Annotated in this window: 14 protein-coding genes and 2 pseudogenes; 11 read left to right on the forward strand and 5 right to left on the reverse strand. The window is 64.2% G+C overall.

Annotated elements, in window-relative coordinates:
• Positions 1-39: 39 nt before the first annotated feature.
• The gene (locus P5704_010950; protein ID WOF80942.1) at positions 40-786 is read right to left on the reverse strand and encodes a LytTR family DNA-binding domain-containing protein; all 747 of its coding nucleotides are present in this window, start codon (positions 784-786) and stop codon (positions 40-42) included.
• The gene (locus P5704_010955; protein ID WOF80943.1) at positions 783-1,841 is read right to left on the reverse strand and encodes a sensor histidine kinase; all 1,059 of its coding nucleotides are present in this window, start codon (positions 1,839-1,841) and stop codon (positions 783-785) included. Before P5704_010955 ends, P5704_010950 begins: the two co-directional genes overlap by 4 nt.
• Before the next feature lie 206 nt (positions 1,842-2,047).
• On the opposite strand from P5704_010955, the gene argH reads away from it, so the two are divergent.
• From argH to P5704_010970, 3 genes and pseudogenes are all read left to right on the forward strand, one after another.
• Positions 2,048-3,442, forward strand: coding sequence for an argininosuccinate lyase (gene argH, locus P5704_010960; GenBank protein ID WOF80944.1), 1,395 nt, complete (start codon positions 2,048-2,050; stop codon positions 3,440-3,442).
• Positions 3,439-3,984, forward strand: coding sequence for an AAA family ATPase (locus P5704_010965; protein ID WOF80945.1), 546 nt, complete (start codon positions 3,439-3,441; stop codon positions 3,982-3,984). Before argH ends, P5704_010965 begins: the two co-directional genes overlap by 4 nt.
• A gap of 18 nt (positions 3,985-4,002) precedes the next feature.
• Positions 4,003-4,083: pseudogene (locus P5704_010970) on the forward strand (GNAT family N-acetyltransferase).
• 260 nt (positions 4,084-4,343) lie between these two features.
• On the opposite strand, the gene P5704_010975 reads toward P5704_010970, so the two are convergent.
• The gene (locus P5704_010975) at positions 4,344-5,369 is read right to left on the reverse strand and encodes an IS110 family transposase (GenBank protein ID WOF80946.1); all 1,026 of its coding nucleotides are present in this window, start codon (positions 5,367-5,369) and stop codon (positions 4,344-4,346) included.
• 74 nt (positions 5,370-5,443) lie between these two features.
• On the opposite strand from P5704_010975, the pseudogene P5704_010980 reads away from it, so the two are divergent.
• The 8 genes and pseudogenes from P5704_010980 (at position 5,444) to P5704_011015 (ending at position 12,333) form a co-directional block, all read left to right on the forward strand.
• Positions 5,444-5,839: pseudogene (locus tag P5704_010980) on the forward strand (GNAT family N-acetyltransferase).
• A 35-nt stretch (positions 5,840-5,874) separates the two neighbouring features.
• Positions 5,875-7,023, forward strand: a complete 1,149-nt coding sequence (locus P5704_010985; GenBank protein WOF81211.1) for an NnrS family protein — start codon at positions 5,875-5,877, stop codon at positions 7,021-7,023.
• A 93-nt stretch (positions 7,024-7,116) separates the two neighbouring features.
• Entirely contained in the window at positions 7,117-7,644 is a 528-nt protein-coding gene (locus P5704_010990; GenBank protein WOF80947.1) for a hypothetical protein, read from the forward strand.
• Positions 7,645-7,716: 72 nt separating this feature from the next.
• Positions 7,717-8,160, forward strand: a complete 444-nt coding sequence (locus tag P5704_010995; GenBank protein WOF80948.1) for a hypothetical protein — start codon at positions 7,717-7,719, stop codon at positions 8,158-8,160.
• Between the two features lie 78 nt (positions 8,161-8,238).
• Positions 8,239-8,484, forward strand: a complete 246-nt coding sequence (locus P5704_011000; GenBank protein ID WOF80949.1) for a TIGR02647 family protein — start codon at positions 8,239-8,241, stop codon at positions 8,482-8,484.
• Between the two features lie 151 nt (positions 8,485-8,635).
• Complete coding sequence (locus P5704_011005; protein ID WOF80950.1) at positions 8,636-11,458, forward strand: class I adenylate cyclase; 2,823 nt, start codon at positions 8,636-8,638, stop codon at positions 11,456-11,458.
• Between the two features lie 245 nt (positions 11,459-11,703).
• Positions 11,704-12,024, forward strand: coding sequence for a sigma factor-like helix-turn-helix DNA-binding protein (locus tag P5704_011010; protein WOF80951.1), 321 nt, complete (start codon positions 11,704-11,706; stop codon positions 12,022-12,024).
• Between the two features lie 78 nt (positions 12,025-12,102).
• A complete protein-coding gene (locus tag P5704_011015) occupies positions 12,103-12,333 on the forward strand; it encodes a DUF4880 domain-containing protein (protein WOF81212.1) in 231 nt (76 codons plus the stop codon).
• 81 nt (positions 12,334-12,414) lie between these two features.
• Here P5704_011015 and rnk read toward each other — a convergent pair whose 3' ends face one another.
• Together rnk and cyaY are read right to left on the reverse strand one after the other, a co-directional pair.
• Positions 12,415-12,819 (reverse strand): nucleoside diphosphate kinase regulator, encoded by a 405-nt coding sequence (gene rnk, locus P5704_011020; GenBank protein ID WOF80952.1) that lies wholly within the window; start codon positions 12,817-12,819, stop codon positions 12,415-12,417.
• Between the two features lie 159 nt (positions 12,820-12,978).
• Positions 12,979-13,311: an iron donor protein CyaY gene (gene cyaY, locus P5704_011025; GenBank protein WOF80953.1), complete on the reverse strand. Its 333-nt coding sequence runs from the start codon at positions 13,309-13,311 to the stop codon at positions 12,979-12,981.
• Between the last annotated feature and the right edge of the window lie 72 nt (positions 13,312-13,383).

The raw sequence follows: 13,383 nt of genomic DNA on the forward strand, positions 1-13,383 counted from the left end.
TACCAGCTGACGGTCACCAACGCAGCGAGCCGTGCTGGCTCAGAGGTTCTGCATCAACTTGCGCACGCCGGCCACATGACGCCGACTCACGGTTAGCGCCTCGCCGTCGAGCCCCTTGAGGAACAGCTGGAAATGCCCGAGCGGCGTGCGCTGCAGGCGCTCGATGCGATCACGGAACACCAGCGCGTTACGGTGGATACGCACGAAGCGCTCGCCGAACTCGTCTTCCAGGGACTTCAACGGCTCGTCCAGCAGTACCTCGCCACCAACGTGGCGCAGGGTGACGTACTTGTGGTCGGCGATGAAGTAGATCACGTGGTCCAGCGGAATCAGCTCGATGCCCTTGCGGGTACGCGCGCTGATGTGGGTGCGTGGTCCGGCACCGGAAACCGCCGCCGGCCGGGTCAGCGCGGCGAGCTGCACCCGGTTCGGCCGTTCCGCCTTCTTCAACGCCTCGGTGAGGTGTTCCGGGCGCACCGGCTTGACCAGATAGCCAACCGCGCTGACCTGGAAAGCCTCCAGCGCGAATTCATCATGGGCAGTACAAAAGATCACGGCAGGCGGCGCATCCGTCTCGCAAAGCCTGGCTGCAACCTGCAGGCCATCTAGCCCCGGCATGCGGATATCCAGCAGCACGACATCAGGGCGCAGTTCCTCGATCAGCGTCAGTGCTTCTTCGCCATTGCTGGCGGCGGGCTCGAGGACACGATAGCCGTCGAGGTCACCTACCAGTCGGCTGAGGCGCTCGCGGGCTAGAGGTTCGTCATCGACAATCAGGACATTCATATAGATCTGGCTTCCTGCGTTTGTCTCGCACATGGATAGCGTAGACATGTGTAATGGCGGCCTTCACGGCGCTCCACGCTGAGACTCGCTAGCGGACCGAAAAGTGCCGCTAATCGTGCGTCGATGTTCTGCAGACCCTGACGTGTCCCGCGTGAAGCCTGCGCTTGAGCGGTTTCGTCGAAGGGGTTGCTGACCACCAACTGAAACACGCCATCGACATAATCGGCGGTTACGCTCACCACACCTCCCTCGATACGGGGCTGGATGCCATACACCAGCGCATTCTCCAGCAAGGGTTGCAGCGTAAGCTGCGGAATCGGCAGATCGTCCGGTACGCCGTCGACCTGCCAGTCCATCTGTAGACGGTCGCCCAGGCGATACTGTTCGATCGACAGGTAGCGCCGCGACAACTCCAGCTCGTCGCGCCAGGCCACCAACGTGCCGGGCCGCGCCAGGCTCGCACGGAACAGGTCGGACAGATCCAGCACGGCCTGCTCGGCCTTGGCCGGATCGCTGGCCACCAGTGCGGCGATGCTGTTGAGGCTGTTGAACAGAAAATGCGGACGGATGCGCGCCTGCAGCGATTCGATCCGTGCCCGCAGTTCGGCCTGCTCCTGCCGGCGCCACTGACTCTGCAGATAGAAATAGCGTAGCAGCAGCCCGGACATGATCAGGCTGATCAGCGCGTGGCGCAGGTAGAGGTTGACCTCGCCGTCGCGTGAAAGCGGGCCGCCGAGCTGGTAGATGTCCGCCACGGCGGTACAGGCCAGGGTCAGGCCGACCACCAGCGCGCAACAGGCGAGCCCGGCGAAGGCCGTGCGCAGACGCGCCAGCACGGGCCGCAGCAGACACATGGTGCCGGCCGAGAGCAGCACGATCCACTGCACGAACAACGAGGTCAGCGCCAGGCGCATCCAGTCGAAGCCCGGCTGCATCGGCTCGGCCAGTACCAGCACGAACACCAGCAGTTCGGCGAGCAGGACCAGGCCAAGCAAGGCATCGGGCTGGCACAGCTCGGGGACGAAGAAATCATCGGATACGGCAGTGGATTTCACGCGCTTCAGCCTGTGGTTTACCTGTCCGGCAGTTTCCTTGCACACCCGGACAACGGCAAGCCGGGCGCCGGTCAGCCAGGGGGAATAATGCGGAATTGCCAGCCAGCTCACCCTTCGCCAGCACCGCGCCGAGGTCCCCGATAGCAGCGCCATCCCTGTTATCATCGCCGCCTTTCCTCAGCCTTCGGATTTCAGCGAGCGCAAACATGAGCACCGACAAGACCAACCAGTCCTGGGGCGGCCGTTTCAGCGAGCCCGTCGACGCCTTCGTCGCCCGATTCACCGCCTCCGTCGAGTTCGACAAGCGCCTCTACCGCCACGACATCATGGGCTCCATCGCCCACGCCACCATGCTGGAAAAGGCCGGCGTGCTGAGCGCCGATGAGCGCGAGCAGATCATCACCAATCTGAAGGACATCCAGAGCGAGATCGAGGCCGGCACCTTCGACTGGCGCGTCGACCTGGAAGACGTGCACATGAACATCGAGGCGCGCCTGACCGACCGCATCGGCGTCACCGGCAAGAAGCTGCACACCGGACGCAGTCGCAACGACCAGGTCGCCACCGACATCCGCCTCTGGCTGCGCGACGAGATCGACCTGATCCTCGGCGAAATCACCCGCCTGCAGCAGGGCCTGCTGGGCCTGGCCGAAGCCGAGGCGGAGACCATCATGCCCGGCTTCACCCACCTGCAGACTGCCCAGCCGGTGACCTTCGGCCATCATCTCTTGGCCTGGTTCGAGATGCTCAGCCGCGACTACGAGCGCCTGGTCGACTGCCGCCGGCGCACCAACCGTATGCCGCTGGGCTCGGCGGCGCTGGCCGGCACCACCTACCCGATCCAGCGGGAGATCACCTGCGAACTGCTGGGCTTCGAAGCGATCTCCGGCAATTCGCTGGACGGCGTCTCGGATCGCGACTTCGCCATCGAATTCTGCGCCGCCGCCTCGCTGGCGATGATGCACCTGTCGCGCTTCTCCGAAGAACTGGTGCTCTGGACCAGCGCGCAGTTCCAGTTCATCGACCTGCCCGACCGTTTCTGCACCGGCTCCTCGATCATGCCGCAGAAGAAGAACCCGGACGTACCCGAGCTGGTGCGCGGCAAGACCGGCCGCGTATTTGGCGCGCTGGCAGGCCTCTTGGTGCTGATGAAGGGCCAGCCACTGGCCTACAACAAGGACAACCAGGAAGACAAGGAGCCGCTGTTCGATGCCGCCGACACCCTGCGCGACAGCCTGCGTGCCTTCGCCGACATGGTTCCGGCGATCAAGCCCAAGCGCGAGATCATGCGCGAGGCGGCGCTGCGCGGCTTCTCCACCGCCACCGACCTGGCCGACTACCTGGTGCGCAAGGGCCTGCCGTTCCGCGACTGCCACGAGATCGTCGGCCACGCGGTGAAATACGGCGTGGACAGCGGCAAGGACCTGGCCGAGATGAGCCTCGAGGAACTGCGCCGCTTCAGCGACCAGATCAGCGATGACGTCTTCGCCGTGCTGACCCTGGAAGGCTCGGTCAACGCCCGCGACCATATCGGCGGCACCGCCCCGGCGCAGGTGCGCGCCGCCGTCGAGCGCGGCAAAGCGCTGCTCGCTTCGCGATGATCGCACCCGGCCGCCGTATCTCGGTGGTCGGCTGTTCGGGTGCCGGCAAGACCACGCTGTCGCGCCGGCTGGCGCATCGGCTCGGTTTCCGCCATATCGAGCTGGATGCGCTGTATCACCAGCCCGGCTGGCAGCCACTGCCGACCGCCGCCTTCCAGCAGGCCGTAGCCGAGGCCATCGAAGGCGACGGCTGGGTGGTCGAAGGCAACTATTCCGCCGTACGTCCGCAGATTCTCGAACAGGCCGACATGGTGATCTGGCTGGACCTGCCGCGCCCCACTGTGATGCGTCAGGTACTGTGGCGTACGCTGCGACGCCTGTTCGGGCGCCAGGTGCTGTGGAACGGCAACCGCGAGCGCTGGACCAATCTGTTCAGCCTCGAGCCCGAGCAGTCGATCCTGGCCTGGTCATGGACGCGCCATGCCAAGTACCGCCAGCGCTATGGCGAGGAAATGCGCGACGCCCCTCCCCATCGCCATTACCTGCGCCTGGACTCGCGCCAGGCCATCGACGACTTCCTGGCCCAGCTGCCAGCCCGATAACTCTCAGGAATGCCTGCCATGCCACTCAACATTCGTCCGGCGGTACGCGAAGACGCCACACTGATCCTGCGCTTCATCACCGATCTGGCCATCTACGAAAATCTATGGTCACCCCCATTTTTGCAATACTGATCAACGATGGCTGTTTGGCTTGCTTAAATCTATCCGGCGTCTATCTGGGGCATGCCCCGCGCCACGATGAGAGTCGCGCCTGACGATCCTGAAAAGGCCGACGGCTTCTAAAGCCGATTTTTGTGTCAGGTTCTTCGCCAGGCCGGTGGGCCGTTCATGTCATCGGTTGTTCAACATCGCAAAAATCGCCTGAAAGGGTGTTTCGTGGTACAGCTGTAATGGCGGGGTCAGGCGACAGCAGCGCCTGGCCTCGCTTTGAATTGCGAGTGATTGGCTGCGATAGCCCAGGCGATGCGGGCGAACTTGTTGGCCAGGGCGCACACCACCACATTCGAGTGCCGCCGCTCACGCAGCGAGCGAACCCAGTCGGCCAAAGCGCCCTGCTGGTACTCCAGGCGTTGCAGATAGACCCTGGCGCACTGCACCAGCAGCCGGCGCAAGTTCTTGTCGCCGCGCTTGCTGATTCCCAGCAGATTGGCCCGGCCTCCCGTGCTGTACTGGCGTGGCACCAGACCCACCGATGCCGCGAAATCACGACTGCCGCCATACTGTTTGCCATCGCCCATCTCGGCGCACAGTAGGCTGGCCGTGATCGGCCCCACACAGGGGATGCTCAGCAGGCGGCTGCCCAGCTCGTCCTCGGCAAGCTGGCCGGTCATTTCCTTGTCCAGCGATTTGATCTGCTCGTCCAGGTAGCAGAAGTGCTCATGCAAGCGACTCAGCAGCCCGACCAGGTGCGGTGGCAACTCGTGCTCGTTCAACGTGGTCGGCAGCCGCCTGACCAGCGACAACCCCTTGGGCAGGCTGATACCGAATTCCAACAGGAACCCATGGGCCTGGTTCGCCGTTTTCGTCCGGTCACGCACCAGGGATTCGCGCATCCGGTGCAAAACCGACAAGGTTTGCTGGGCTTCGGTCTTCGGTGTCACGAAGCGCATGGTAGGCCGGGAGGCGGCTTCACAGATCGCCTCGGCATCGATGAAGTCGTTCTTGTTGCCCTTAACGAAAGGCCGCACGAACTGCGGCGAAATCAGCTTCACTTCATGCCCGAACGCTACCAGTTGCCGAGCCAGAAAGTGTGATCCCGCACAAGCTTCCATCGCCACTGTGCACCTTGGTAAGTTGCCCAACAATCGCATCATCTGCTGGCGTGTCGCTTTCCTGCGCAAGACTTCTCGACCGACATTGTCCTGCCCGTGCAAATGAAAGCTGTGCTTGCCGAGATCGATACCAACCAGTGCGACGCTGCTCATGATGATGGCCTCCGAAATAAAACACCCTGCGAGAGCGTAGCCCTCGCAGGGTGTGGGGGTGACCATCTCATTAGGCCGAGCACGAGGTGAAGACCGACGTCGCCGGCATCGAGAACAGTCTGTTCGCCGACGGCAGCACCGCCCACGGGTTGATCTGCGAACTGGACGGCGAGCCGATCGGCTATGCGGTGTATTTCTTCAACTACTCGACCTGGCTGGGCAGGCACGGCCTGTATCTGGAAGATCTTTACGTCACACCACAACAGCGCGGCATCGGTGCTGGCAAGGCGCTGCTGCGCCATCTGGCCAGACTGGCGGTGGCACGCGGTTGCGGGCGCTTCGAATGGTCGGTGCTGGACTGGAATCAGCCGGCCATCGACTTCTACGAATCCATCGGCGCCAGGCCACAGAACGAGTGGATCGGCTACCGCCTTACCGGCGATGCTTTGTCTGAGTTCGCAGCGGGTTGAGCGATCATTCGAGCTCACCTGCGTCAGCCGCTGCGCTGCCGCCGCGCAAAGCGCGCCTGCCCTTTGCCAACGCCTGGTTCTTCCCGGCTGCCGCGCTCTACGCGGCGCTGATCCTGCCGTATTCGGTACTGGCGCTACTCGGTCTGCTTCCCGCGTTGCCCGGGCTCGCCACATCCATCGGCCACGCCCACGAGATGCTCTTCGGCTTCGCCTTGGCGGTGATCGCCGGCTACCTGCTCGGCCCGCAGCCAAGGCGCTTCACCCTGACTTTGCTCGGCTGCTGGGCGATGGCACGACTGAGCTTCCTGCTGTGGCCGGGTTCGTGGCTGGCACTGGCCAGCGCCGCGATCTTTGCCGCCGGCCTTGCCTGGAAAGTGCTGCCGCGCTTTCTCGGCGCCGCGAAGAAATGGCGCAACCAGAGCGTCGCACCCGTGGTCGCCGGGTTGAGTCTGCTCAGCGCCATCGCCAGCGGCGGCTTTGCAACTGGCTTCGACCGCCTCATGCTGGAGGAGGCGCTGCTATTGCTCGCCGCCCTGATGTTCTTCATGGGCGGACGAATCATCGCGCCAGCCGTTGCCGGTTACGCGCAGAGCCAGGGCTGGCGACTGGATGCGCGAGTGCAGCCGCATATCGAAGGCGCCGTGCTGATCCTGCTCGGCATCGCCCTGCTGCTGAATCTCCTGCCCTGGCCGCTCACCCGGCAACTGACCGGCGCCGTACTGGTCGCCGCCGCCCTACTCACGGCCCTCCGCCTGCTGCGCTGGCAACCCTGGCGCTGCGCGCGGCCGGAGCTGCTGACGCTGCTGCTCGGCTACACCTGGCTCGCCATTGGCCTGCTATTGCTTGGCCTGGGTACGCTGTTACCGGCGCTACCATTGAGCGCAACGCTGCACGCCTTGACCGTCGGCGCGCTGGGCAGTCTGACCTTCACGGTCATGGCCCGCACGCGGCTGATCTACCGTTTCCGCGATCCCGCGGCGCAGCCCTGGATACAGGGGATGGCGTTGCTGATCAGCCTGGCGGCGCTGGCTCGCGTGCTGCCGGCTCTGCTGAGCCGGCCTCACCCGGCCTGGCTGCTGCTCGCCGCCGGCTGCTGGTCGCTGGCCTTTATGGCGCTGACCGTGCTGCTCTGGCGTTGTCGCGCTGCGCACGCGGACAGCCCTCGCAGCGACACTGACCGCTGAGTCATCACTCGGAACTCTCGCGCATTACGCTTGACCTACATGCAACCGACGGCGACTGCTCCCCTGTCCGTCGCCGCATTCGCCGAGGCCTGCATGACCGACCTGCGCACCCTGCTGCTGAACCAGAACACCCAGGGCGCCGAACTCTTCGACTCGCCCAAGGAGCGTCTGATCTTCTACCGCTCCGAAATCCATTTCGAATCCTCCCTGCTGGCCGAACGCACCAGCGCCTACCTGTCGTCGCAATCGTTCCTGATGATCGCCTTCGCCTCGTCGATGGCCAACAGCAACCCGGAATGGGGCGAGCTGTTCCGTCTGGTGGTTCCGGCGATCCTGGCCGTGCTGGGCCTGATCACCTCGTTGCACGCGATGCCCGGCATCAAGTCCAATTTCGATGTCATCGAACGCTGGCATCAGAAACAGTCGGAGCTGCTGCAGCTCGAAGGCCGTGTCGGCATGCTGCCGAACAACGAATCGGCACTGTTCGGCGAAGGCAGCAGCCCGGTCGGCGGACCTCGCTACAAGCGCACCTTGCTGTTCTCACTGCGCACGCCGATCATCTTCTCGCTGGTCTGGAGCGCATTCGGCCTGCTCTGCCTGGCCCTGAGCCTGATGGACTGACGCACCGCGCGCCGCAGCATTGCTCCACGGGGCAGCCGGTGCTTAGCTGGATGCATCCGTATGGAGGAACCCATGTCCGATTCAGACCGCCCGCGCTATCGCGTCGATGCCGATCGCCAGGCCGCCCAGCGACGGGTACGCTACGTCGAAACCAACCGCCCGGATGACGGCAGCTGCACGATCTGCCAGCTGGACGAAGAAAATCCGGCACCGCTCGACGAGATCCCTGCCATGGCGCAAGACACCCCCAGCAACGATGAAGATGAAGCGTTCGCCGAAGAGGCCCTGATCCAGGCGATCGAGAACCAGCTTGAAGCCGGCGAGCCGGCGGCCACCCAGGCCACACTGAACAAGTTGACTCTGGTCGGCTACGAGCGCGAGGAATGCCTGCAGATGATGGCACTGGTTCTCGCCCATGAGATCCGCGCCATGCTTCGCGAAGACCGCCCCTTCGACGGTGCTGCCTATGAGGCGATGCTGCGCAAGCTGCCGGAACTGCCGGAAGCATCCGAATAGGATCTGGATCAAGGCAGGGCCGTCGACAGCATCTACACTCAGCGAACAGGGCATGAGCCCACCACCCGAGGAGCGAGCATGTCGTACACCCCTGAGTTGGTCGCCGAACTGGAAGTGCTGTGCCAGTTCAATCTGGAGAACCTGCAGGAAGGGCTGAAAGTGCATCACGATGCCAGCCCGTCCACCATCGCCGCTTTCGGCCGCCTCTATGCCAAGGGCCTGATCACCCAGGCCGACGGCGGCTACCTCACCAGCCTTGGCCGCGACGCGGCCGAACAGGCGCAAACGCTGCTTACCATCCTCTCGGAAACCGTCACGGCCTGACATCGCCATGCCATTGCGCTTCACCAGTCCAGGGCCCGGATGACGCCGGCCCTGGCCGTTGGTCGCCCACTGCAGGCAAACTTGCGCCGCGCCTCAAGCCGCAAACCGATTGGCCGATGAACAGGGGTCAGTCTCGCCTGCACGAACCGCAATGACCCGCACCCAGCACATCCACCCGATTCTCGAAGAAGGCATCGACCGCAAGGTGCTGAGCACGCTGCGAGCACGCTTCCTCGCAGTCAACGCCGCGCGCCTGGAGCGGGCCCTGCAGGCCATGTCGACGCGCCAGCAGCAGGTGCTCAAGCTGTTACCGCTGCTGTTTCACGTCAACCATCCGATCCTTCCCGGCTATGTCTCGGCGACCACCCCTGCCGGACTCGCCCACTTCGTGCCGGACGCCGAACAGCTCGCCGAGGCGCAGCGCCTGAGCCGCTCGTTCGCCTACAAGCCGGCGCGCGGAAAACTGCCGCAGCCGATACTCGGCCTGTTCCTCATGGGCAGCCTCGGCACCGTGGCGCAGGACGAACACAGCGATCTGGACGTGTGGGTCTGCCACGATCCCGCCCTGGACGCCGGCCAGATAGAGGAACTGCGCCGCAAGTGCGAACTGCTGCAAGCCTGGGCGGCGAGCCAGGGCAGCGAAGCGCACTTCTTTCTGGTCGATCCACAGCGCTTCACCCAGGGCCAGCGCGAAGCCAAGCTGACCTCCGATGACTGCGGTACCACCCAGCATTACCTGCTGCTCGACGAGTTCTACCGCACGGCGCTCTGGCTCGGCGGGCGCACGCCGCTGTGGTGGCTGGTACCGGACTACGAGGAGCACCGCTACGACGAGTATGTGGCGACGCTGCTGGCCAAGCGTTTCGTGCGCGCCGACGAAGTGCTCGACCTCGGCCACCTCGGCCAGGTGCCGCCCGGCGAGTTCGTCGGTGCTGGACTCTGGCAGCTCTACAAGGCCATAGCCTCGCCCTACAAATCGCTGTTCAAGCTGCTGCTGGTGGAGGTCTACGCCAGTCAGTATCCGCAGCTGCGCTGCCTGGCGCTGGACTTCAAACAGGCCATCTATCACGGACGGATCGAACTGAACGAGCTCGATCCGTATATCGCCGCCTACCTTGCCATCGAGCGCTACCTCGATGCGCGCGGCGACCACGAGCGCCTGGAGCTGGCGCGGCGCTGCCTGTACCTGAAGATCAATCGCCCGCTGAGCCGGCCGCCGGTGAACCGCAACAAGAGCTGGCAGCGCAGCCTGCTCGAGCGGCTGACCCATGACTGGCACTGGGACGAGCGACAGTTCGCACTGCTCGACAATCGTGCCCACTGGAAAGTACGCCAGGTCAGCCAGGAACGTCGCGTGCTGGTCAACGAACTGACCTACGGCTACCGCTTTCTCAGCGACTTCACCCGACGATTGCAAGCCAGCAGCCCGCTCACCAGTCGCGACCTCGGCGTGCTGGGCCGTCGCCTGTACGCCGCGATCGAACGCAAGGCCGGCAAGGTGGAGGTGGTCAATCTCGGCATCTCGCCGGACATGGCCGAACACAGCCTGACCCTGGTACATGATTACGACGCAGCGGGCGACGTGCGCTGGTCGCTCTATCAAGGCCAGCTCACCGCGCCGGAACTGAGCAATTTCGCCCCATTGAAGCGCTCCCGCGAGCTGGTCGCACTGCTGGCCTGGTGTCACCGCAACGGCGTGGTGGATGTCAGCACCCATCTGTCCCTATTCCCTGGCGACAGCGGCCTGAGCGAAGCGGAACTGTTCGCCCTGTTCAACGACCTGCGCCGCGCACTGCCGATGCCCCTGTGCCCGGTGGGCGAAGAGGCGCTGCTGGCCGCGAGCAAACCCAGCCGGGTGCTGCTGCTGATCAACATCGGCCTGGACCCCACCCTGCAAGCCCCGGCCGTAGCGGCCATCGGCGAGCAATCGATGCTGAACGCGGTACCGGAAAACCTGGTGTTGAGCGTGGATCAGGTCACGCTCAACAGCTGGAACGAGATGCTGGTGACGCGCTACGAAGGGCCTAAGGCGCTGCCTCTGTGCCTGCGCGATTATCTGGATGGCCTCGGACAGACCATGCAGGTACCGCAGCTGCAGGTCTTCTGCTTCGCCCGCAATCGCGGGCAGGCCATCGCGCGGCGGGTCGAGCAGATATTCGAGGATGCCCAGCAAAGCCTCGCCAGCGCCGCTCACGGACGCTACCTGCTGCAGGTTCGCCAGCACTTCCACATGCTGCAGCGCGACGCAAACGCCCTGCACCTCACCAGCCTGAGCGATCGCGCCGCACTGCTCGAACACCTCGGCGAGGCTCACCATGCCTACAGCCCGCTGCAGCTCGAGCGTGCCGCCTTAGACGGTGACGATCTGGCGCTGATCCTTGCGCAAGGTCGCCCGGGATGCCTGCAGGTGTTCTACCGCACGGCGGGGGAAATCGCCGAACTCAGCGTGCTCGATGAATGCAATGCGCTCTGGCGCCAGCAGCTGCCCTATCGCGACGAGCGCACCCTGTTGCGCCCGCTGATGCGCTTCCTCGAGTCGATGCTCTATCGGCGCAACGCTCAGCAGGCCGGCCAGAGCCAGCAGCTGGTCGACCCGGCGATCCTCTTCTACCGCATTCAACCTGGGCAAGGCGCGCGACCGGCGCGACTCGAACGAAGACCGGCGCCCCAGGGCGAGGTCAATGATCCGTTCTACGACGTGCAGGCGATTGTCGAAGCGGGAGAGAACGGTCGTTCACAGGTCACCCTGTACTGCAACCATCAGGAGTTTTCCGGCCTGGAATATGGCGCCGAGCTGTTCGCCGCCGTGACCCGCATGATCATTTCCCGGCGCCGCGACGGTGAACGCTACCCCTGCTATATCACCGACCTCGACCTCACCGGCCTGCACGGCGGCGGGCGCAGTCAGACGGTGCAGTACCTACGCTACAAGGCGCGGCTGGAGGCCGCGCTAAACGCCGCCATGGACAGCTGAATGATAATGACTCTTACTTGATGTCATTTTGACATCAAGCTAGGATGACCGGGCCATCCGCGCATTTCTTCGAGAGCGCAGCATCGTGAACGAGCAAGACAACAAAACCGATCTGTTCGCGGCTGACCACAGCATCTTCGTCGGCTCATTGCCGGCGAAGCGAGCGCTGACAAGCCAAACCGCAAATGGATGGCCACAATGGTTCGCGCCGAGTCGCTCAGTCCCGCTTCAGGCTGGGCAAGGTCGTGAATTTCCTTCTACATATCCTGACCATGCCGACGCTTGCCAAAGCGGACGACCACGCGTCTCGCTTACAGGAGCATCGTTGCGAGCAGGGCTCTGCGCATCCGGATGAACTCACACTGATCGCCACCGCCCTGGCACAGCTGCCGGCGGACACCCGCACGGTCTTCGAACTGCATCGCCTGCGCGGCTACACGCTGGAGCAGATCGCCAGGGAGCTGGACATTACTGCCGGCATGGCCCACCAAGCGATACGTACTGCACTGAGTCGCTGCGCGGTCATGCTGGACGGACAGCCAAACGGAGCGACAAAGCTGCCGTAACAAGCCAAATCTGGGTTTATTCCAACCGTCGGTGAACTCGAAATGAGTGAAATTCCCGCCCCTCAATGGAATTGCGCCATGGAATGGCTTATCTGGCTGCAGGCTTCGCCCGAGGACCAGGAATTGCGAGCTGCCTGCGAAGCCTGGCAACGGGCCTCGCCTGTCAATGCCAGCGCCTGGCAACGAGCGGAGCAGATATGGCGGCTGGCTGGGCAGCTTCCGCCAGCACCTCAACGACAGCGGCGACCTGGCAAAAACCCTGCCGCCTGGATCGTCAGGGCAATCTGCAGTCGCGCTCGGAAAGCCTGATGCGCCCCCTTTTGCGGCAGGCGCCGCCCCCACTTCGATAGAAAGCCCAGCGGGACGCCGGCCCGATAGGCGGAGGCAGGCTTAGAAGGGGTCGCCTGCCGCTTCGGGCTGGTATTCGATCGCGAGCAGGGTGAGCTTGAGCACCTTGCCGCCCGGCGCTGGCCAGTCGATGTGCTGGCCGACGCTCATGCCCAGCAGCGCCGTACCGACCGGCGCCAGCACGGACACGGTGCCTTCCTTGCCGGCGTCGTGCGGATAGACCAGCGTCAGGTGGTAGTCCTTGCCCGTGCCTTCGTCGCGGCAGTGCACACGCGAATTCATGGTCACGACGCCCGCGGGCATCTCGCTGCGTTCCACGATCTGCGCCCGCGACAGTTCCTGCTCGAGCGCTTCGGCGGCCGGACCGTAGTCGTCCAGGCTGTCGAGCAGCCGCTCAAGGCGCTGCAGATCGAGTTGGGTAAGGATGATCGGCGGTGCACTGGTCATGGGTTCTGGCAAGCTCCTGCGAAAAAATAAAACACGAAAAAAGCAAAACCCCGCCCGAAGGCGGGGTTTTGTTGACCTGCGAAGACACTATCACAGCAGCCCGAATAAGCAAGGCCCCTGCCGGCAGCCCCCAGCTCGCGGGGCTGCACGCAGATCGAGTCAGATGTCCTCGAACTCCAGCGCTTCGCCGCCCTGCTCCAGCGTCACCCGCGAGAGCAGCTCGCCGAGTCGCTCGCCGCTGGCATCGCACAGCCACAGCTGGCTGCCTTCGTCGTAGTCGAAATGAAAGCCGCCGGAGCGCGCCGCGACCCACAGCTGGCGCAACGCCGGCTGCCGGCTGAGGATCAGCTGGCTGCCGTTATCGAAACGCACGGTCAGCACCCCACCGGAGTTCTCCAGGTCGACGTCCAGACTGGTGTCATCGAACACGTCCTCGACGCTCTCCTGCACAGCATCGACCAGATCGTGATAACGGGCTTCGCTCAGGCTCATGCAACACTTCCTCGAATTGTTCTGCACGCGACGCGGGCCGCATGCGATGGCGGCGAGCTTAGCAGGGCGCAG

The sequence above is a fragment of the Pseudomonas sp. FeN3W genome, from assembly GCA_030263805.2.
Classification (GTDB): domain Bacteria; phylum Pseudomonadota; class Gammaproteobacteria; order Pseudomonadales; family Pseudomonadaceae; genus Stutzerimonas; species Stutzerimonas stutzeri_G.

Bases quoted from the DNA above. Each gene is read 5' to 3' on its own strand.
- P5704_010975 (WOF80946.1), bottom strand. From the start codon at position 5,369: ATGAGCAGCGTCGCACTGGTTGGTATCGATCTCGGCAAGCACAGCTTT.
- P5704_010965 (WOF80945.1), top strand. From the start codon at position 3,439: ATGATCGCACCCGGCCGCCGTATCTCGGTGGTCGGCTGTTCGGGTGCC.
- P5704_011000 (WOF80949.1), top strand. From the start codon at position 8,239: ATGTCGTACACCCCTGAGTTGGTCGCCGAACTGGAAGTGCTGTGCCAG.
- P5704_010950 (WOF80942.1), bottom strand. From the start codon at position 786: ATGAATGTCCTGATTGTCGATGACGAACCTCTAGCCCGCGAGCGCCTC.
- P5704_010990 (WOF80947.1), top strand. From the start codon at position 7,117: ATGACCGACCTGCGCACCCTGCTGCTGAACCAGAACACCCAGGGCGCC.
- P5704_010995 (WOF80948.1), top strand. From the start codon at position 7,717: ATGTCCGATTCAGACCGCCCGCGCTATCGCGTCGATGCCGATCGCCAG.
- rnk (WOF80952.1), bottom strand. From the start codon at position 12,819: ATGACCAGTGCACCGCCGATCATCCTTACCCAACTCGATCTGCAGCGC.
- P5704_011015 (WOF81212.1), top strand. From the start codon at position 12,103: ATGGAATGGCTTATCTGGCTGCAGGCTTCGCCCGAGGACCAGGAATTG.
- P5704_011005 (WOF80950.1), top strand. From the start codon at position 8,636: ATGACCCGCACCCAGCACATCCACCCGATTCTCGAAGAAGGCATCGAC.
- cyaY (WOF80953.1), bottom strand. From the start codon at position 13,311: ATGAGCCTGAGCGAAGCCCGTTATCACGATCTGGTCGATGCTGTGCAG.
- argH (WOF80944.1), top strand. From the start codon at position 2,048: ATGAGCACCGACAAGACCAACCAGTCCTGGGGCGGCCGTTTCAGCGAG.